We start from the raw sequence: 19,929 nt of genomic DNA, 5'->3' as shown, positions 1-19,929 counted from the left end.
CTCGTTGGGTCACTCCGTTAGCGCCGGTCTAGGCAAATCCCATAGGCCCTCAGAGTTGATGAGGTGACGGGTAGAATTGTTCACCATTAGTTCTCAGATTGCAAGTAGAACGTTCATGTTCTGGCACAGCGAGTCACAAACTGGCTAGAAGCGCCAGGCGCATCATTCAGGGCATCTCAAGTTGTGCTTGAGATTAAGAGAATAATCCTGAGATATGGCTGTTTTTTCAATCTTCCGCCCCATGAAAGGCCACTTTCTGCCTCAAGCACAGCTTGAGACGGTAATCTTTCAAGTAAGTGTAAAGATTGAAGAAGCGCGTTACCCCTCTGGTAACGCCAGTTGCCCATAAAGGAGACCGTGTAGTGCCCGAACTGCGCCTAACTGGCATCCACGACGATGGAGAAAATCTGGTCCTCGAATCAGCAGATGGCAAAACCTATCTGTTGCCTATTGATCAGAACCTACGCCAGAGCATTGCCCGCGCCCGCCGTATTAATCCCCTCCGAGGGGGCAGCAAGGGCACCTTCGGACCCCGAGAGATTCAGACCCGTTTCCGCCAGGGTGCAACGGTCGAAGAAATCGCCGCAGAATCAGGATGGGAACCTAACAGGGTTCGTCGTTACGAGTGGCCTATTGTGGCTGAACGTGCCAATATCATTCATACAGCCCGCTCTGTCATGATTTCGCCGGCTCCGGGCCAGGGCAAGAACGCTCAGAGCCTTAACCAGCACATTGAAGAAGTCTCGGCACGCTTTGGCTTTGAAGAAGCACCCATGGATTGGTCCACCTGGCAGCAGGAATCAGGTCAGTGGACTGTCTCCCTCGATATTTCACTCAGCGATGATATTTTGCCTGAGCTTCCGAGGGCCGTTATGTTCCCGGCACGCTGGAACTTTAACCCTGCTAACCAGAGTATCTATGCCTCCAACGAGGCCGCTTACTTCCTCATGGGCCGTGACCACTCGCACGACTCCCCCATTCCCGGACTCACCCCTTCTTCACCTCAGGCACCGGACGCTACTACAGCTCAGGAAGACGAGAAGAAGGCTCCCGGTTTGGGTGTTCAGGTAGCACCTCCTAAGGTCACCTCTGTTCGTGTGCCCCAGAACAAGGAGCAGAACGAGCTCCTTGACGAGCTATCGTCGCGCCGTGGTGTCCGTTCCTTTGACCCAGCCAGTGAGCGCAAGCTGGCAGACTTGTTGGAGCGAGCCCGACGCGGTTCTCAGTCGGTAGGTGAGCTCCATGACCTGCCTGCCCCCGATACCCAGGAAGCCGCTGAAACTAAGGTACCTAAAGACCACACTGCAGTTTCTATAGCAGATGAGTCTGTGGCTGAGCCTCAAAACGGTGCCCCAGAAGAAAACGGGCAGGAGAATCTTGAAGCTTTGGAGCAGGATACAGCTGCTGAAGAACAATCGGCTGAGGCGGATCTGAGCGCTACCTCCGAGCACCAATCTAATGCTGATTCAGAAGATACCGACCATGCTTCTCAGGCAGTAAGCGATGACCCTCAGGCGCTCCCTGAAGGTTCGGAGCAATCAAGCGATGAAAGCGATGCAGCTTCTGGCCCTAAGGCTAAGCCTGCACGCGGTAAGAGGACCAGCGTTCCAAGCTGGGATGACATTATCTTCGGCAACCAGCGCCGCTAGCCCAGGTCACCCTTATCTTGCACGGTCCTTGTGCCCTAAATATCAGGGCACAAGGACTTTTTTGTGCTGACTTATAGTTTCCCACCCCGGCATGGCTCGTGAAGGGTTACAAGCGCCACTGCCCCAAAAACCCGTAAGACAACGTAGACTTAGACAGACACCCGTACCCAGAGTTCGCCCGACGCCACCCATACCCCAACTTAGGCGCTCGGTGGGGCATAAATATTTGATGAGGAAAATTTGCCTAACTCATATCCTAAAGATTCCAGCACTGCCGGTGAGCCCGATAGCATCACCGAACCTCTGCCCAAGGTCGAAAACCCTGGTGAGACTACCCCGAGTCTTGATCCTGAGCCGCCAGCTGCATCGGGTGACGCTACTGATGTCTTGACCCTAGCCAATGGCTACGAATACGTCACGGCCGACAGCGGCTCACAGCGTACAGAAATTGATATTGAAGACGACTCACTGGCCCTCGGCCTCATGAAGAACGGTGATGAGTTCGAGAAGCTAACCCGGCGCGAGCGCCGTGCTGACCGCTCTGCTGAGCGCGCAGCGGCCCTTGAGCAGGCTGAGAAGGAACAGCAGAAGCTTGCCTTTGCCGCCGAGCGGGACCGTTTAGCCCCGGTGGGTCCTCTGATTCAGGAGCCCGCTCAGCGAAAGCTTGGTTCCAAGGTTTTCTTTGTAGGTTCTGCGGTTCTCACCGCTGCCGCCGCGGTCCTTGCTTTTGCTTTGCTGTTGCCAGGCCAGGGTAGCAGCTCGCAGCCGGCTTCAGGCACCTCGGTTGCTCCCAGCGGTGACAGCCCCACGACCTCGGCACCCGCAACTCCTACCAGTACTTACCCGGCACCGACCCCCAGTTTTAATACTCAGGAACCAACCGTCACTGAGCAGCAAGCTCAGGAAAACGCTGTCCCTCCCGGTACCGTCCAGTACGCAACCACCGATCCTGTAGCCGAGGCTACAGTGCAGGAGACCGCGCCTGAACCCCCTGTTACGCTTGAGCCAGCTCCCACCGAGGCGGAAGAGGCTACCTTAGAGCCTACTGAGTCCCCCAGTGATCCAGCGGAGATTACTCCTCCGGCCGACGCTTCGCCTATCGATGAGCCCAAACGCCCCATCGAGACCACGGTGCCGGGCCCAGACGCTGGCAAGGTCATTGATGAGACACCGCTACCGCCTCCCTCCACCGCACCTATTGAAGCCCCCACTGCAGCGGCGTCTTTGGAAGAACCTACTGTGATTGCTAGTCCTTAGTGTGTAAAGCCAAAAGAATTAAGCCCCGTCCTCTCGCTAGGGGTGGACGGGGCTTTACTGTGCTCTGGTAGGAGCTTTAGCCGGTGGGGAGCATAAGCAGAGGCACCTGTGTTTCCTCTGCTGTAAGTGACCCGTGTTGCCCTACCATCTGCAGGGCGTGTGGCTTATAGTGCCGCATATCGTAGAGAGCAATGGGCTCCCGGGCTGCTACCACAATATCCCCAATACGTGCCCGCGCGGTGTCGCTGATAGTCTCACCAAAGTAACCGGCTTGGAACATCTCTTCTGTCTCAACCACCCAGGCTTTTTCTCCCCAAGATTCCCCCCAACGCCCGAGTGTATCTTGGATTGCAGCTGGGCTCTTATCTTTGAGATAGAGCTGAACCATACGAGGCTCCCCCGCCGTCAGTTCAATATTCTCAAGGAGCTGGCTGTCCCCCGAGTAATCGATGCGCGCTTCTGGTGCTATATCAACCATGCCGTGATCTGCTGTGAGTAAGAGCAGGACGTGGGGTGGCAGGCGGCGGGCTAAGGATTTGAGTGCTAGATTCAGCTCTTCAAGCTGTTCAAGCCATTGGGTAGAGTCTGTACCGTATTTGTGGCCTGCCTGGTCAATTTCTCCCCAGTAGAGGTAGACTAAGGACGGCTTGCGAGAGTTCAGCAGGCTTGCCGCTAGGGTGGTGCGGGCCGCGTAACCGGCGGCATGCACAAAGCGCCCACCGCGTAGCCCCGCCTCACTCAGGCCCGATCCGGCGTATTTGCTGAGTGATACCGTAGCAACGTCAAGGTGGTTCTGGTAGCGCTCAAAAACTGTGGGATAGGGTTGCCAGTCGCGGGGTGAAACAGCTTTATCCCAGCCAGAAAGCTGGTTCATCACCCTTCCGCTTGCGGGGTTCTTGACCTCATAGCCTGCCATACCGTGGTAGCCAGGTGGGCATGCGGTGCCTAAGCTGGTCAGCGAAGCCACCGTTGTTGAGGGAACCGCTGAGTGAAGAGGCCCAAGTTGCCTAGCACTTTTAAGGAAGGGGGCGTAAGAACCATACCGGTTCAGCAGGGATTGCCCCAACCCATCAACCATAACCAGGCAGACGCTCCGGTAACGGTTTGGGTCTGCCCCTGCAGCTTTGAGGCGGTCAGCAAGGCCCAATAAGTCATGACGTCCCGGACCGTAGAGGGGGTGGTCATCAGGTTGGAAGGAGCCCTGGCCTGTGAGGCTGCCGCATGATTCGAAGAGGTCACCCACGTTGTGGCTTTTGTAGCCCGGTGTGGGGGGTAACTCATAGCCGCAAAAATCTTTCACCTTAGCGCCCCCTTCCCAGGTTCAGGTGGGCTGAACGCAGGGTACGCGCGAAGCGCCGAGCCTTTTCGGTGGCTTCTGCCCCATCTGCTGAAGTGCTGATGCGGATGAGCATATCTTCTCGAGGCACTAAACCTGTGTAGCCGTGGTTAGCGTCGCAGCTCGGCTCGGCGCATTCGGCGGGTTGGATATCCAGCCTGTGCGACCCCGTCCATGCAATTAAGAGTGATACCTCCGAGACAGGGTGCCCAGGTGCATAGTCTTGGGGCTGGGGGTAGCTGTAGCTGACCGTCAAGGTGGTCAGTTTGCTGATGTGAAGGGTCTCAACCGAAACGTGGGCGAGTACCTGTTGCCCCTCATCATCGAGGTTTTGATCATCAAGATGCGCAACAAGTAGGTGCTCCCCCGCAACCACTAAGACCGTAATATGCCGGTGGACTTCGTTCTGATCGAAGTGGGTTTCCACCTGCACCAGGTGGGCGGTAGGTTCTAGTCCGTCAAGTGCTTCAGAAACAGTATCGAGTACAAGCTCGGGGTAAAACCCTGCCTTCTGAATATCTTGGGTGAGCGCGGTTGCACCCCTCATATCATTCACGGTGGTCCTTATTCCAGTGAGCCTAGTTCCTGCTCCCCCTATTCTAGGGTATGCCAGCTATACAGTCGTCGGAGGGCTGACCGTTTTTAGCTACTCATGGCACGCCGTACTGAGTCGGTACGCTGGGCAGACTGGGCAAGCTGTATGCTGGCACCCACTACCGTCATCGTATCGGGTGACAGCAGAATTGGGTTGAGTTCCAGGTGCGCAATTTCTGGGTGGTTGTCTTTGAGTAGCGCTACCCGTGCGCATAGGTCCTCTAGCAAGTCGGTTCTCGCGGTGTGCCTGTTCTCGGGGTCAAATAGCTTACTGGCGGCTTTGGGCGATCGAACCATCTTGTAGACGTCCCGCTCGGTCAAAGGCGGGATACGGTGGGCCCAGTCATCGAGAAGGGCGGTGGCATCACCAGCCATACCAAAAGAAACAACCGGGCCAATCAGCGGGTCTTCCACAGCTTTGAGGACGGCAGTTTGGCCTGCGGGTACCTGCTTTTGGAGGGCTAGGTCAAAATGTCCGTAGGGTTCAAGTGTTCTGTGCATCTGGGCGATTTCGCTTACCAGGTCTTCGTCGCTTTCTATGCCGAGTCTTACCCCTCCCAGGTCAATCCGGTGGCGCAGGAAGCTATCGGTTGTTTTGAGGACTACGGGGTAGCCGCCGGCTTGGGCCGCAGCAGCAATTGCTTGCTCTGGGGTATCAAAGCGGTATTCCGGAAGAACGCTAATCCCGTAGTGCCCGAGTAAACGGGTAGCAGCAAGGTCATCAAGTGTTACCGGTCCGGAGCTGCCTGCCCCAGCTTCAGCTTGTAGGTGGGTGGCAATATCTGCGGCGGCGGCTTTGGGGCTGATACCTTCGGGCACCGCCAGAGCACCGGTTTCTTTATCTCGCCATTCCACATAATCCATAACCGCACCGAGCGCCAGAATTGATTCACCCGGTGATTCAAAGCAGGCAAGCCCTTCCTGCAGGCAGGCGGTACCCTCCCCTTCGGACTCTTGCTCTTGGCTGTGGGCTGTTTCACTCCAAATGCCGCGTAGCGTCGATTGATCGCTCAGTGCTCCAGGGAAAGAAGCCAGGATAGGTTTACCGCTCTGCTGACCTGCCCGATGAAGTACTCTCGCCACGTCCTGCGGGTCAATTGATTCACCCGTAATAAACACACCGATGACAGCATCAACCTCAGCAGATTCAAGGGCGCTGGTTGCCACGGCCTCCAAAATCTCAAGGCCATCCTCTGCCTCATCGGTTAGCCTGAGCATAGTTTCGGTGAGAGTAACCTCGATACGCAGCTCTTCGGCCCGGTCAGCGACAATCTGCCCCAGGGCTGAGGCATTCGAAAGAATAGCTAGCCGCCTGCCAGCAGGTAAAGGCTGAGAGACCAGAATCTGGGTGACGTCGAGCGCCCGCTCAATGGTTTCAGCGCGGATAACACCGGCCTGCTTGAACATAGAGTCCAAGGCGGAGGGTGGTGTTATGGCGGTGCGTCCGGAGTGACCGGGCGGCAGTTGCTGGCCGGTTACCGCATTTTTGGCCAGCACAACCGGCTTGGCCCGTGAGAGCCTTCGGGCAATACGCGAGAACTTTCGGGGGTTGCCAATGGATTCAAGGTAGAGCGCACATACGCCGGTGGCGTCGTCATCTTCCCAGTACTGCATAATGTCATTGCCAGAAACATCTGCCCGGTTGCCTGCAGAAATCAGTGACGAGACACCGATGTTTCGCCGCACTGCGGAGTTAGAAAGAACGGCACCGATAGCTGAGGACTGGCTAAAGAGCCCCAGGCTCCCCGGGCCAGGATCTTGTGAACTGATAGTGGCATCTAGCTGAACAGCGGGGTTGTTGTTGAGCAGGCCAAATGAAGCAGGCCCAATAACCCGCATCCCGTGGCTCCTAGCCAGTTTGACCAGGGCTTTTTGGCGGGCACGGCCACGCACGCCATCATCTGCATAGCCAGTAGTGTAGATGAGAACGCCCCTGGCTCCTGCCTGGCCACAGGCCTCAACTACGGTCGGCACATCTTTGATGGGCACAGCAATAATGGCTAGGTCCACGTGCTCAGGTACCTGGGTGATGCTCTCCAGAACAGGGATATCTCCGGCGGGGTGTGCGGCTTCGTTGACCCCGTAAATTTTGCCCTTGAAGCCCCCTTTGACCAGCGTCTTAAGAACTTTGTGCCCGGTTCTTTCCCAGTTATCGGCAGAACCCACAACAGCAAGAACTTGGGGTGCTAAAAGCTCAGCAATGGATTTGGCTTCTGCACGGTGTTCACGGGCTTCCATGACACCTCTTGAACGGTCTGTGGGGTCAATATTGAAGTGAACCATGACCAGGCCATCTTCAAACTCGCGGGTAATCTCGTAACCAGCATCCGTAAAGACGTTAAGCATCTTACGGTTTTGTGGCAAGACCTCCGCGCTGAACCTATCAATCCCGCGTTCGTGGGCCGCAGCGGCCAGGTGTTCCAAGAGGATTGACCCGATCCCCCGGCCTTGGTGAGCGTCGGAAATCATAAAGGCAACTTCAGCCTCAGCTGGGTCGTTGGTGCGGTCGTACCGCCCGATCCCTATCATCTCCTCGCCCAGCATCATCACAAAAGCGACCCGGTTATTGTGATCTACCGTGGTGAAGCGGGTAAGTTCTTTGTCGCTGAGTTTGGGCTTATGGGTAAAGAAGCGAAGGTAGATGGTACGCTCAGACTGCCCTGCGTACATCTTCTCAAGGGCATCACGGTCTGTGGGTAGCACGGGCCGGAGGTTAGCTGTGGCACCGTCCCGCAACACCACATCCGCTTCCCAGTGTGCCGGGTAGATGAAGGGGATCTCATCGGTGGTAGGGTGCTCAGGGTCAAGAGGGGTAAAGCCACTGCTGGTAGTCATGGGGCGCTCCTGGTGGGTACATGTCAGCTTCTAGCCCCGCTGTCATAGGGCCAGCTTATCTCCTATACTAACCCGAATGAGTTCTATCACACAGGCTCAAATCTTTTCCCTAGCGCCCCTGGGGCAATGGACCGCGCAGGCCCTTGTCAAGATGGCTTAACCTCTAATAGGTGTTAGCTTCTATACAACGCTGGATAGCTGCTTCGTCGCCTCGGTAGATGTATTCACAGTTAGCGGCCTCAGCTGAGCTCAGGAACCAGGAATTAAGCAGGAACATGCCCACGGTAAGTGGCAGGCAAAGAGCACCCAGGGCGATACCGCCCCATGCAAAACCGGAGGTCTGGCCCGCTAACTGCGTCTGGGGTGAGCGGGATTTAGACCGCAGGGCCTGGATCCCCAGGACGATAGCGCCCACAGCCGGAATCAGGGCAGCAAGAGCCAGGATCCCGGCAAGGAAAACAACCAGATAGCTGGTAACGGCAGCAGAAAAAGACATCACCGCAAGGTAGTAGCCTTTGCCTCTCTTGTCCCGGACGAGAGCACCGTAGGGCTTACGGAATTGGGGTGGTACCAAAAACTCTTGGGGTTCGCCGGGGGTCACAATATCGAAAGCGGGCACAAGCGGTACCTGTGGAGGAAGGTTCCCTACTGCTCCCGGCTGAGGGGGCAAGTTCGGTGCAGGGTTCTGAGTAGTCACAGCTTGCTTCTCGCTTTCGCGGGTTGGTTATACCGGCATACTTAGCTTATCAGCTCTGCAGTTTATGACAGCGGTCTTTTGTAGCGGCCAGCTAGGCTGAGACCCTGGCTATCATGACAGTTTAGAAATGAAGGTAAAAATCTAGCACCGGGGCGCTAGCACAGGGCAGAAAAGCCCTCAAGCTAGGCAAATGCTTGTCAGCATAAAACCTAGCTCAAGGGCTTCAGCTGTACCCAAACTTTTTTGCTTGTAGTACAAATGGTGGAGATGCGGGGAATCGAACCCCGGTCCGATGTGGCGTCAACGGGTCTTCTCCGTGCGCAGTTTGTGAAATCGGTGTTTTCGGCTACCTTGCTTGCGCAAACACTTACAAGGCCTAACCTATTCGTATAAAAGTCCCGGCAACCCCTACGAAGAGAGTTACCAGCAGTGGCCTTTTAAACTGATGGTAGGGGCTGAGCTAAAGGCAGGCTCAGGCTACCAGACTGCATCGCTGGGTTAATTAGGCAGCGAGTGCGAAGTCAGTGCGCTTAGATTCTGCACTTATTTTTTTGCAGAGGGCGTTTACGAGATAACCCTGCATCCTCGGCACGCTTCATCCATCTCAACTCACATCGTCGAAACCGATCATCCCCATATTCTTTTATCAAAGAACCCCAAGTTTGATGTTCCCGCTCCTCGCTCGGGCCGCAGCCCATATGAGCGATGACAGGCCACCAATCTCAGGGTCCTCATACTATCACTGGTATTACCTGGCTGTAAAGGTTCGATAGATGCTAGGAGTTCTGATATTCACCGCTAGAATAGTCGAATTCAAGACCCAGCTGTTCATTGAGGCATTGCTCTAGCTGGGTCTCATTATCTATGTACTGCGAGCAATTCTCCATAGCTGGTCCGATGGCAGCGAACATCCACCCAAAAAGAATAAGCATGAGAATAGAGATGAGAAGACCTAGGGCTCCGGTAACAATACCGGTAATTGCAAACCCTTTTCCTCCACCCCCGGTCTTGGTTTTGACCAAGGCCACAATACCCAAGACAATAGCCACCAAAGCAAAAATGCCACCGATTACTGCCCACCCTGAGATAAAGCCGATGATACCCAGCACCATAGAGGCGATAGCTAGCCCTTTTGGCTTATTGGTCTCAGCAGCAGCGTACGTAGGATAGCCACCGGCAGGGTACTGTGAATAGCCATACCCCGGAGCAGAATAATTGGGCTGCTGCTGGTTGGCGGCCGAGGTATTACCGTACTGGGGCTGGGAAGATCCGTAGCCGGTGTCCCCCTGCGCATTGGCCTGAGCTTGGCCATAACTATCTGAGGAGGTTTGCCCCCCGCTGGCTTGCTGACCATAGTCAGTTGCGGGCTGGCTGGTAGCTTGCTGATTGAGTTCAGCGTCAGCTCCGTTGGTGCCTTGGCTGTTGCCGTACTGGCCGTAGGGGTTGTAATTGTTGTTGTTTCCGGTTGTCATGGTGTTCTCTCCAATATGTTTTCTTTAGCCGAGGTTTTTATAGCGCATAGCCCGCTGGGCTTCCAGGTTATCCTGGCGTTCCTTGAGAGCCTGGCGCTTGTCGTAGTCGCGCTTACCGGTGGCTAGAGCTATTTCTACTTTAGCCCGCCCCTTGCTGAAATAGAGTTTGAGGGGTACCACGGTATAGCCGCTCTCGCGCAATTTTTGGGCAATCTTGTTAATCTCGCTGCGGTGAAGCAGGAGCTTGCGGCGGCGGCGGGCTGCGTGATTGGTCCAAGAGCCCCGCCCGTACTCGGCAATATGGATGCCTTCAAGCCACAGCTCATCACCGTACATCTGGCAAAAGCCGTCGGTGATTGATGCGCCGCCATCGCGTAGAGATTTAACCTCGGTGCCCATGAGCACTAGGCCAGCTTCCCAAGTTTCTACGATGTTGTAGTTATGGCGGGCCCGGCGGTTGGAGGCAACGGTATGGTTATTGGGGTCTTCTTTGGTTACTTTTTTCTTTTTTGCCACGTCTTACTCTTCGTTCTTTCGTGTCTGTCGTTGCCCGGCGCGCCAGCGCACTCCGGCATCGATAAAACCGTCTAAGGCACCATCAAAAACAGCGCTGGGGTTGCCTTCTTCGTAGCTGGTGCGGAGGTCTTTGACCATCTGGTAGGGGTTGAGCACATAGGAGCGCATCTGGTCGCCCCAGCTTGCTTTCACATCCCCTGCCATTTCTTTTTTCTGGGCGTCTTCTTGCTCTTTGCGGAGCAGGAGCAAGCGGGACTGCAGCACCCGTAGAGCCGCGGCTCTGTTTTGGAGCTGTGATTTTTCATTCTGCATAGAGACCACGATTCCGGTGGGAATGTGTGTCAGGCGCACAGCCGAGTCTGTGGTGTTCACCGATTGGCCGCCTGGGCCCGATGACCGGAACACATCAACCTTGATTTCAGAGTCAGGGATGTCGATGTGGTCGGTCTGGGCAATCAGCGGGATAACCTCAACGGCGGCAAAGGAAGTCATACGCTTGCCCTGGCTATTAAAGGGCGAGATACGAACCAGTCGGTGGGTTCCTGCCTCAACCGATAGCCGCCCAAAAGCGTAGGGAGCTTTGACCTCAAAGGTCGCTGATTTCAGGCCGGCTTCTTCAGCGTAGGAGGTATCCATGATTGCTGTTTCAAAGCCGTTCTTCTCCGCCCAGCGCAGGTACATGCGCATGAGCATTTCAGCGAAGTCTGCGGCATCAACTCCGCCAGCTCCTGCGCGGATTGTAATAACGGCTTCGCGCTGGTCGTACTCCCCCGATAGCAGGGTGATAACTTCGAGCTCTTTGAGCTTCTTTTCAATGGCGCGCAGCTCTGTTTCGGCTTCGGCCAGGACTTCGGCGTCTTCTTCGTCTTGGCCTAGGCCGACCATGATTTCTAGGTCGTCAATGGCTTGTTTGAGGTTGATGAGTTTATCGAGTTCGGCCTGTTTGTGGGATAGGGCTGAGGTGATTTTTTGGGCGCTTTCTGGGTTGTCCCAGAGTTCGGGTGCGCCGGCGGCTTGGGAGAGTTCTGCGATGCTTGCACGCAAGTGCTCAACATCGCTGACCTCTTCGATGGAGGCGTATGTTGAGCGCAAGGTTTTGATCTGGGCAGAGAAGTCTAAAGTAGCCATGGCTATTAACAATATCGGAAACCCTGAACGGGCGCTTGGTTTGGGGCTAGTTTGTAGCAAAAGGCTAGCTTTCTCAGAGCCTAAAACCTATCAGCTGCTACCTCTTATCAGCTACTCTGAACCTTCCGGCTCCTTTTCCATTGCCTTAACCAGTCTGGGTGTTCAACTAGGCTTTTGGTTCTTTGCCCTTGCTTTGGCTCAGTAGTACGAGGCTTATACCAAAAGTCACAACCCCAGCTGACTGTCATACCGCCACCGAACTTGATCACTGTTCCTAGAATTTATCTGCTGTTAGGTAGGGTGAGCCAAAGCTTATTCAACGCCCATTTGAACTTGTGTTTTTGCCAGAAAATCTCCCAGATGCCGTTTATCTTTTCTGAACAGGGCCATAAAGAACAGCACCGCCGCCCCAATTATGCTGGCCTCCATGAGGATGATTGATAAAGCATCAAATTCTGAATATGTTCCGTGAATTATGCCCATATGGGCAACTTGCCAGGGTAGAAATTTTCACGCTGTTCCTTATAAGACTGGCCTTGAATGATTTTTTACAGTAAACCAGCTTTAATCCGACTTTTCGCTTACCACAGCTGCCAGCTGAGGAATAGTCAAGGTAGGAAAAATGAGGATCAGCGGGAGAACCGAGCTCAAAAAGGCGATGACTTGAGATGCAAGCTCTCCCCTACTGGGCAAGCCCCCAGACACCAGCAGGTAGCCTGTCATTGCCACAGCCAACAGTAAGGCTAGGTAAGTAACTATCAATAAATAGTCGAAAAATAGTTCCTTGAGCCTGAGCTTGTATGGGATTGGATTATTTTCCTTAACCATAATCTCTCTCTAAGACATGATATGAGAATGAATTTATCCTGCATATCTGCCGGCGGGGTCAGATGGTATTTATCTCCCGGTCTACTACTTATTGGTGCTTATTCATCAGGGTAGGTCAGACAGTCACACAGCCAAGTTGCTGGCTTAGGACTAGTGTGCCTTGTGAGCACCAGCGTACCAGAGGAGAGGGTCAAGAAAGAGCATAAGCCCGGTATACCTTGTGAGTAGTCCTCATAGATTATTGCCCTTGGGTAGCTCTTGCCCGCGCTTTACCAGTTACCGTTATATTCACTCCGTCGGGTACAACAATGGAGAGCAAGGGTGGGTGGGCACTTGCGGAGAGAACCACCACAGCTGTGTTGTTACCCGATACACCGGTACCGGGGCTCAGCGCCAGATTAGAAAAATCACCGGCCGCTCCGCTCTCGGTGAGGAAGGTTTGAGTAGTGCTGGTGACAGTAGCGCTGTTAAGGTGGATAAGCGCCTCGGATTCCGAGGCCGCAGAGATCCCTTCAACCCTCTGAGCCGCCGACGTTGCAGCCTGATCTGCCAAAGACTGAAGTCTATGCCGCTCCAAATAGACAGAACTTACCCCCACCACAGTCGAGGCCACCAGGAGCAGAACCAAGCATAAACCCACGATAAAGATGAGAACACTCCCCCGCTCAGATTCCGATTTGGTGCTTCTGACAAATGGAAAATACTGAGCTAGTGCCCTAGGCCCCTCTTCTAAGCCCCCGGTCTTACCTGAGCAGAAAGCTGCCCTGGTCAAGACTTTGACAGTGCGCAGAGCGATCATGAGTAGTTTCCTCCCCAGCTAATGGCCCGAGAGGTCATATTAGCCATAGTCGGTGCCCCTGCCCAAGGAATCAAGGGCAGGTCAACTTGAACCGTAACATCAACCGTGACTCGTTCGCCCTGCGCACAGGTGTTTTCGCAGCCCAGCCTAGTAGTGATGTGGTTACCGTCCAGCCCAAAGTCACTTGCTGCCATGACGGCAACTGAGCTAGCGGTGCCCTGACTTCTTTGGTCAGGAGGCAGTTGCTGAATGACCTGAAGTGCTTGGGCGCTGGCATTAGAGGCCGCAAAAGCTGCTGACTGCATGGCAAAAACGGACAGTAGAAAATACACGGTAGGAACCATGAGCAGGGCACCGAGCATGATGAACTCGATCAGTGCATTGCCGGCTTCATGGGAGCGCTCAGTTCCAGAAGCACAGCAGCCCTCTCTTAGCAGGCCTAACCTTTGCTCCACACGGCGCCTACATTCAGTCACCTTGAAGAACAGCATGTCCGGTCACCTCCCATGTCCCGCCCAAACCGAAAGGTCCAATCACAGGAATTGGCGCAGCAACTCTGATTTCTACAGCCTCTGCCCCCTGCCACTGGGTCACAGAGCTAGTCACGCTTGTGGAATAGCTCTCCGGTAAAACGCTATAGAGAAGCTCGCGAGTTCTTTCTTCGCCATCACCTGGGGTGCGGTCTAGCATGGCACCATACCGTGCGCCCTGAGAGGCGGCGTCCTGCACCACGTTTTTGGTAAACATTGCAAAAGCTATTTGCAGAACACCCAAAAAGAGCATGAGCACCATAGCTGAAACCATCACGAATTCAGCAGGGGCGTTCCCTCTTTCCTTCTCCCGAGCTAGTGATGGCATGGTAGGCGCGGCCTTAGCGATTCATCATGGCCATAGCATTATTAAACATGCTGATCAAGGCATCCTGAGCGACGACCAGGATAGCTGCAACTAAAATTGCGGTCATCATGGTAACCATGACCCAGCCCGGAACGTCGCCGCGTTCAGTGTCATCCTTGGTGTCAAGGGGCGCAAATACTGCAAGCAGAGCCTTGATGTAGGTGTCGGTGAGTAGCTTCTTCATAGTGTTTCTCCTCTATGGGTCTGCCCTAATAGGCAACTGGTGGATAAGGTCTAAAAATTAAGGTTCAGGAGTGATATCCCCGGGAACATGGCAAAGAGTACAGTGAGGGGGAGGATAAGGAAAACAACTGGGGCCATCATGCCGATTTCTTTTTTCCCAGCTGTCTCCATGAGCTCCCGCTTGGCATTATCGCGGACATCTTGAGCCTGGGCTCTCAGCACATCGGCAAGCGGCGTGCCTCTCTCGATAGCGACAACCAACCCATCTACAAAACGGGCAAGAGCGGCTACTGAGGTTCTTTGAGAAAAGTTTTGTAGTGCAGAGACTAGAGGCTCCCCCGTACGAGTCATGGCAAGAATCTCTTTAAACTCCTGGGCAAGTTCTCCGTTGGAACTCCTCACCACTCTTTCAAGTGATCCTAGTGCTGATTCACCGGCAGTAACGGATAGGGCCATAAGTTCAGCAAGTGCTGGGAATTCGGCCAGCATCGCTTTTTCCCTTTTCTTAATTTGCTGACTTAGCCAGTAGTCCCGGCCAAGATAGCCACTCATCCCTGCCAAAGCAATAAGAATAAGACCGGGGATAAGTCCGATTTTCCCCTGTGCTGCCCCCAAGGCCACAAGACATGTGCCCATCATGAGAGCAGAAAGGCACCAAAGTACCTGCTGAACCCGGTATTCAGCGATAGTAAGGCCACCCCCGAGCTGATCTATTCGCTTTTCAAGACCGGCCAGGTCAAAGCTTGAGCTGCCGAAAGCTTTATAGGCTTTCTCAACCCAAGGCCCCAGCAAGCTCATGCTTGCACCGTACAGCCCCTCAGGTAATGTCGCATAGGGTTCAGAGCCCCGGTTATTGCGTAGCTCGGCAGCCCGAAGTTGTGGCGCAATACGATCAGAAAAATCTTCAGTTCGGTGCCTAGTAACGCTTGAATACACAAGCCACATTCCGGTAGCGAGCAGCATAGCTAGAAGCAGTGCGGAGTTCATAGTAGAACCCTCTTTTCTTCAGGCAGAGCGCCAATCCTCATCATCAAGCGATAGGCAATAACTGTCAGAGCCAGGCCCCCACCCAGCACCGCAAAACCGGCAAAGCTGTTATAGATACGGATAGTGCTGGGCTGGGTTGCCATCAGACAAAGAATCACCCACGGAGCAACACAGGCTAGACGCGCCGCATTGATTGTCCACGATTGCCTAGCTTCAAGCTCAGAACGCGTCCTACTATTCTCACGTAAGAAGCTAGATAAAGTTCCAAGCAATCTACCCAGGTCGGTACCGCCCACCTCACGCGTTACTTTGAGTGCCTCGATAATATTGTCAGCTGTTGGGTCACTCAGCCGGTCTTTCAAACGGTTGAGAGCTGGCAGGAATTCACCACTTGCACGATAGTCAGAGGCAAAAGAAGCAAATGCTGGACGCAAAGGTTCTGGGCCTCGATACTGAAGCTGCATAAGGGCATCTGGTAGTGACATACCGGCGCGAATAGCGGACCGGAGATGATCCACAGCGTCGGGCCAGAGATCACGGAGCTGGGCCTGGCGCTTATTTGCCCGGTGCTTGACCATCATGCGAGGTGCAAAAAATCCCACAAGCCCTGCCAAGAGAGACAAGGGAATCAGTGAGGTGAGCGCAAAGATAAGAACAAGACCTAGAAATCCTGAACAGGTGGAGAGCGAGTAGAACATGCTCACCGTTACCTTTTCAAGATCAGCCTGCCGTAGGAGCTGCACGAGAGCTGGGATTGGACGAGGCTTTTTAGCTTTGGGCGGCAGATCCCAAAACGACATATAGGTTAGCAAGCCGCCAAACCCAAGGCAGATACCGAGAAGAACACCCATCAGTCTGCCTCCTCAAAGTTAAGAAGCTGGTCAGGCACAAAACCCGCATAGTGGAACTTCTCGGGTGAAGGAACCTCAGAGGCCACGCATATCAGTCTGTCACCATCACGTTTGAACAGAGTAGTTGTTTCGATAACCCCGTTCTCAACACGGTTACCAATTGCGATAATTTCCCGGACCTGCCTTTTACCATGCAGGTCTCGGGTACAGTGAACAACGAGGTCAAAGCAGGATGCAACGGTCGGAACGACAAAGGAACTTGAGATGTTCTCCCCCGCAAGAAGAGGTAACGTACACATCTTGGTAATTGCATCGCGTGCTGAATTTGCGTGAATCGTGCACAGACCCGGTAGACCTGAGTTCAATGCTATGAGCATATCGAGTGATTCGGCTTCACGGACTTCACCAATAATCAGCCGGTCAGGTCGCATACGCAGTGCTTCCTTAACCAAACGTCTGAGCGGAATCTCCCCTTGGCCTTCGAGGTTTGGCTGGCGGCATTGCATATTCACAACATCGCGTAGCGGAATCTTTAGCTCAAAGATTTCCTCACAGGTAATAACGCGCTCGCGCATACCAATCGAAGCAGCCAGGCAGTTCAGCATGGTCGTTTTCCCAGACTGGGTAGCAACAGACCCGTATAGAATGACATTTATGACAACTTGTGTTTTCTACATTCGTAAATCTACCGAGGAGCACCTCTCAGACGGTCAGCGCTCACGTGAAGTACAGCTCGCAATCTGCCAAAAAATAGCCGAAGATAACGGCTACACACACGTCGGAACGTACTCCCAAATCGTCTCCGGTTTCAGCCGAACCGCCAACCGGAGTGAATTCGAGCGAATGCTAGAAGACCTCCAAAACCGGAAATTTGACGTCATCGTCACTTTCCGGGAAGACCGGCTAGGCCGGCGAGTAGCAGAAACCGTCAGGCTCTTCGAGCTTTGCCAGCAATACGGCGTACGCATACACACGCAGACAAGACTTATTGACCCCCAAAACCCACAAGATGCTCTGCTCTACCACCTCATGGCCGCAATAGCCCAAAACGAGTCCGAAACAACAGCAACCCGTATCAAAGCGAACCGCGACTACCTCAAGCTTCGCTCATGGACAGGAGGCGTCCCACCCTACGGATTCACCCCAACCGACCGTGACGCAGAAGGATACAAAAAACTCATCCCACACCCCATAGAAGGCCGTACAGTGGAGCGGATGATTGAGCTTCTACTAACCGAGCACAAAAGCATCGGAGAAATCGCACAAAGCCTCACAGCGGAAGGCCATACAACTCGCACCGGTCAACCCTGGAATTACAAAGCCGTACAGCAAGTTCTCCTTAACCCCACACTTGCAGGATATGCCACTCAACTAGCCAAAAACGCGCCTTCCCGCTCCCCCCGCCACCTAGAGCCAATCATGCATCAAGGGCGCCCCGTACTCATTCACCAGGGGATTATCACCCCTGACCAATGGGAGCAGGTCAAAGCCATCGTTGCGCCCCGTACTCAGATACACCGAAAGTCCCACCGCTCTCCCCTACTCTCCGGCCTCGTATTTTGTGCCGAATGCGGTCGGAAGATGAATGCCGCGTACTCATCCCGAAAAGACCGTATTTTTCGCCGCTACCAGTGCCCAGGGCAGGTTTACCCCAAAGACACACGATGCTCAAATGGGATAAGCGCACTGGTTCTCGAAGAATTTATTGAAGACTACGTCCGAGGTCTACTCAAAGACGATAACCTCAGAGCCGCCTTTGACGCACACCGCAAAAACCACCACCACACAAGCAACGACACAGAAACTCGCATCAAAAAACTACGTGAAGCGCAGACAGCACTGACCAGCCAGCTACACGACACCCTCAACCCCCACGTCATAGAGGCAGTCACCCAAAAACTAAACCGCATCACCAACGAACTGGAACTGCTCGAAGAGCAGAGAATTCAGGCTCTTCTAAGGCACACCAGCGCCCTCACCTTCGAAGACATCTACAATCTTTTTTACTCAGTAACCCCTACCCAGCGACGCCACGCCATACGCCAAGTTCTCGACCGCATAAACATCTACCCCGGACAGCAAATTAAAGGCGGAAGAAGGGGGGCTACTACAGACATGCACCGAATCGAGCTATGGGTGACCGGAACCAAACGCCCCGTACGGCTCCCCCAAGGCACGCCCGCCCCACCCACATCAAAAATTGAATGCAAAAACTGCAATCAGCTCATACAACGACCGCTGTTCAAACAACACTACGAAGAATGCTCAGCCGAGTCATAGCTATCCACTAAATCGGACAGCTTCTCAGCAATAAGCGCGGCTTCCTCCACACTAAGGGGAGTTGCTCTAGCAAGAGAAGCACCAAGACTTTCAAAGGTGGTAGGGTCAACCGGCTGCTGTTCAGTCATACCCCCATTTTAGCCCCTCACAGGCTCCTAAAAGACCTGTAAGGGGCTTTTATGCATTAGCTCCTGAGAGCCTCTTAGAAGGCAACACAAAGCGATTTAGGAAGCATCAAAGAATTAACTGAAACCCTTACAAATAAAGGATTCTGAAGATTTTGTAACAGGGAACTGGTTAATAGATAAAACAGGAAGAATCCAGAAGAACTTTTCCACTATTTCAATTCAGCAAAATCACATTAAATCCATATTTTTTCAGGGAAAACGTCCTTTAAAACAGATTTTGGACACACTTCACCCCTGGAATAACAAATTTTCAATTTCTACGCTGTGAAACATAAAGCTTCTTTACTTCATCAAGTGGCTTACCGACAAACCCACGCGACATTGTAAACGTCCGTCCCCTAAAACCAGGAATAGGCGCAAGCGTGGAATCTTTATTCATATAATGGCTTACCGCGAACAAATTTTCTGGCTCTTCTGCCGTAAAAAAACCCCACCGCACTGCTCTTTTACGCCACGGCTCAGCTTCAGAACGGGAGCGAACCGCGCTAACAGACTCATGGACTAGTTGCTCAACGTTTACTGGCGCGTTGGGGATAACGAAAACCGCATGGGCATGAACAGCGCCCCGCCCCTGCACCTCCCACCTCACGGCATATTCAAGCCCAGGAAAAGCCCTGCGAAGACGAGCAATAGTTGCGCGCCATAAACGAGGGGCAGAATCATTAAAATCTTTCACACTCACACTTCCTGGAGCGGTAAGAGTCACAAAAAGAGTCGTATCACCATGTTCACTAGCCTTCAATAGGCCAAGCGATACCGCGAACGTACGTACTCTTTGCCAGAGCAGAGCACAGCTAGCGCATACCTCTGCATTACGGCTATTGCATCGTACCCAAAACAGTCCACTACGGGATAATCCTAGGCGCGGTCTAGCACAATTGGTATTTTTAACCGGTAATCGCGGGGAGCTAACCCGCTCAACCCGCAAAAGAGAATCTAAAAACTTTCTATCTAATCTCACTTTCTATCAATGGGGTTATTGGTTTTGCTTTGATATTCCAAAGATAAGAAATACATCAAGGATTTTTCTACTAAGTAGAGAAAAATGTTCTCTTAAAGTCGAAAACCCCCCGGCCCATTAGGTAGTGAGCACCTTTCCGAGGGGCTTTCTTTCAAAGCAATACCAGCTTCTCACTATTTGCTCTTGGTTTTCTACAGAGTCCTAGAGAAAAATCAAAAAATATTTAGCTAGCAAAAACGTTTGGGGCGCGAGGGATAGGGGCACAGCGCGGGAGACCCCAACAACACGGCCGAGGCGCGGGCACAGCGCGAGGAAAAACTGGGCGAACGGCGGGCAAAAGGGAGAAAAGGGGATTAAGAGGAGGTGCAGGGGGAACACCCTGCTGGGAGTCCCTAGCAGGAACCGGCTAGGTCAGAGGGCGGAACGCACACCAGCACCAGCAGCACCCCCAAGAGCCCCCCCCTGCGTGAA

20 protein-coding genes, 1 other RNA gene and 1 pseudogene are annotated in these 19,929 nt (G+C 53.6%); 3 read left to right on the top strand and 19 right to left on the bottom strand.

Annotated features, from left to right (window positions below):
* The first annotated feature begins 362 nt into the window (after positions 1-362).
* Both sepH and ACN080_RS07335 read left to right on the top strand, forming a co-directional pair.
* A complete protein-coding gene (gene sepH, locus ACN080_RS07340) occupies positions 363-1,649 on the top strand; it encodes a septation protein SepH (protein ID WP_419113433.1) in 1,287 nt (428 codons plus the stop codon).
* Positions 1,650-1,889: 240 nt separating this feature from the next.
* Positions 1,890-2,906, top strand: a complete 1,017-nt coding sequence (locus ACN080_RS07335) for a hypothetical protein (protein ID WP_419113432.1) — start codon at positions 1,890-1,892, stop codon at positions 2,904-2,906.
* Positions 2,907-2,982: 76 nt separating this feature from the next.
* Here the strand turns inward: ACN080_RS07335 and ACN080_RS07330 are convergent, their stop codons facing one another.
* From ACN080_RS07330 to ACN080_RS07250, 17 genes and pseudogenes are all read right to left on the bottom strand, one after another.
* On the bottom strand, positions 2,983-4,206 hold the full coding sequence (locus ACN080_RS07330; protein ID WP_419113431.1) for an alkaline phosphatase family protein: 1,224 nt from the start codon (positions 4,204-4,206) through the stop codon (positions 2,983-2,985).
* Between the two features lies 1 nt (position 4,207).
* The gene (locus tag ACN080_RS07325; protein ID WP_419104343.1) at positions 4,208-4,789 is read right to left on the bottom strand and encodes a DUF5998 family protein; all 582 of its coding nucleotides are present in this window, start codon (positions 4,787-4,789) and stop codon (positions 4,208-4,210) included.
* Positions 4,790-4,884: 95 nt separating this feature from the next.
* Complete coding sequence (locus ACN080_RS07320; protein WP_419110603.1) at positions 4,885-7,671, bottom strand: GNAT family N-acetyltransferase; 2,787 nt, start codon at positions 7,669-7,671, stop codon at positions 4,885-4,887.
* A gap of 163 nt (positions 7,672-7,834) precedes the next feature.
* Entirely contained in the window at positions 7,835-8,368 is a 534-nt protein-coding gene (locus ACN080_RS07315; protein WP_419104293.1) for a hypothetical protein, read from the bottom strand.
* Between the two features lie 259 nt (positions 8,369-8,627).
* Positions 8,628-9,003: a transfer-messenger RNA gene (ssrA, locus tag ACN080_RS07310) on the bottom strand.
* A gap of 141 nt (positions 9,004-9,144) precedes the next feature.
* The gene (locus ACN080_RS07305) at positions 9,145-9,840 is read right to left on the bottom strand and encodes a DUF4190 domain-containing protein (RefSeq protein ID WP_419113430.1); all 696 of its coding nucleotides are present in this window, start codon (positions 9,838-9,840) and stop codon (positions 9,145-9,147) included.
* A gap of 24 nt (positions 9,841-9,864) precedes the next feature.
* Positions 9,865-10,356, bottom strand: coding sequence for an SsrA-binding protein SmpB (gene smpB, locus ACN080_RS07300; protein ID WP_419100518.1), 492 nt, complete (start codon positions 10,354-10,356; stop codon positions 9,865-9,867).
* Between the two features lie 3 nt (positions 10,357-10,359).
* The gene (gene prfB / locus ACN080_RS07295) at positions 10,360-11,484 is read right to left on the bottom strand and encodes a peptide chain release factor 2 (protein ID WP_419104290.1); all 1,125 of its coding nucleotides are present in this window, start codon (positions 11,482-11,484) and stop codon (positions 10,360-10,362) included.
* A 312-nt stretch (positions 11,485-11,796) separates the two neighbouring features.
* Positions 11,797-11,967: a hypothetical protein gene (locus ACN080_RS07290; RefSeq protein ID WP_419113429.1), complete on the bottom strand. Its 171-nt coding sequence runs from the start codon at positions 11,965-11,967 to the stop codon at positions 11,797-11,799.
* A gap of 81 nt (positions 11,968-12,048) precedes the next feature.
* A complete protein-coding gene (locus ACN080_RS07285) occupies positions 12,049-12,312 on the bottom strand; it encodes a hypothetical protein (protein WP_419113428.1) in 264 nt (87 codons plus the stop codon).
* Between the two features lie 238 nt (positions 12,313-12,550).
* Positions 12,551-13,111, bottom strand: a complete 561-nt coding sequence (locus tag ACN080_RS07280) for a pilus assembly protein TadG-related protein (protein WP_419100520.1) — start codon at positions 13,109-13,111, stop codon at positions 12,551-12,553.
* Entirely contained in the window at positions 13,108-13,566 is a 459-nt protein-coding gene (locus ACN080_RS07275) for a hypothetical protein (RefSeq protein ID WP_419113427.1), read from the bottom strand. Before ACN080_RS07275 ends, ACN080_RS07280 begins: the two co-directional genes overlap by 4 nt.
* A 13-nt stretch (positions 13,567-13,579) precedes the next feature.
* Positions 13,580-13,969 (bottom strand): TadE/TadG family type IV pilus assembly protein, encoded by a 390-nt coding sequence (locus tag ACN080_RS07270; RefSeq protein WP_419100522.1) that lies wholly within the window; start codon positions 13,967-13,969, stop codon positions 13,580-13,582.
* A gap of 13 nt (positions 13,970-13,982) precedes the next feature.
* Entirely contained in the window at positions 13,983-14,192 is a 210-nt protein-coding gene (locus ACN080_RS07265) for a hypothetical protein (protein ID WP_419104288.1), read from the bottom strand.
* 50 nt (positions 14,193-14,242) lie between these two features.
* Positions 14,243-15,178 carry a type II secretion system F family protein gene (locus ACN080_RS07260; RefSeq protein ID WP_419113426.1) on the bottom strand — a complete coding sequence of 312 codons (936 nt, stop codon included), beginning with the start codon at positions 15,176-15,178 and terminating at the stop codon, positions 14,243-14,245.
* Complete coding sequence (locus ACN080_RS07255; RefSeq protein WP_419100113.1) at positions 15,175-16,029, bottom strand: type II secretion system F family protein; 855 nt, start codon at positions 16,027-16,029, stop codon at positions 15,175-15,177. The genes ACN080_RS07260 and ACN080_RS07255 overlap by 4 nt, the downstream gene beginning before the upstream one ends.
* A pseudogene (locus ACN080_RS07250) lies at positions 16,029-16,658 on the bottom strand (CpaF family protein); the annotation flags it as partial. The gene ACN080_RS07255 and the pseudogene ACN080_RS07250, both read right to left, overlap by 1 nt.
* 25 nt (positions 16,659-16,683) lie before the next feature.
* Between ACN080_RS07250 and ACN080_RS07245 the strand changes: the two are divergent.
* On the top strand, positions 16,684-18,309 hold the full coding sequence (locus tag ACN080_RS07245; RefSeq protein WP_419113425.1) for a recombinase family protein: 1,626 nt from the start codon (positions 16,684-16,686) through the stop codon (positions 18,307-18,309).
* On the opposite strand, the gene ACN080_RS07240 is transcribed toward ACN080_RS07245, so the two are convergent.
* Both ACN080_RS07240 and ACN080_RS07235 read right to left on the bottom strand, forming a co-directional pair.
* The gene (locus ACN080_RS07240; RefSeq protein ID WP_419113424.1) at positions 18,282-18,437 is read right to left on the bottom strand and encodes a hypothetical protein; all 156 of its coding nucleotides are present in this window, start codon (positions 18,435-18,437) and stop codon (positions 18,282-18,284) included. The two genes, ACN080_RS07245 and ACN080_RS07240, sit on opposite strands and share 28 nt — an antisense overlap.
* 310 nt (positions 18,438-18,747) lie before the next feature.
* Positions 18,748-19,203: a rolling circle replication-associated protein gene (locus tag ACN080_RS07235; RefSeq protein ID WP_419113423.1), complete on the bottom strand. Its 456-nt coding sequence runs from the start codon at positions 19,201-19,203 to the stop codon at positions 18,748-18,750.
* Between the last annotated feature and the right edge of the window lie 726 nt (positions 19,204-19,929).

The sequence above is a fragment of the Rothia sp. CCM 9416 genome (assembly GCF_048513535.1).
In the GTDB taxonomy this organism is placed as follows: Bacteria; Actinomycetota; Actinomycetes; order Actinomycetales; family Micrococcaceae; genus Rothia.
The sequence above is the reverse complement of the archived record's forward strand: the minus strand, read 5'-3'. Positions and strand labels throughout refer to the sequence as shown.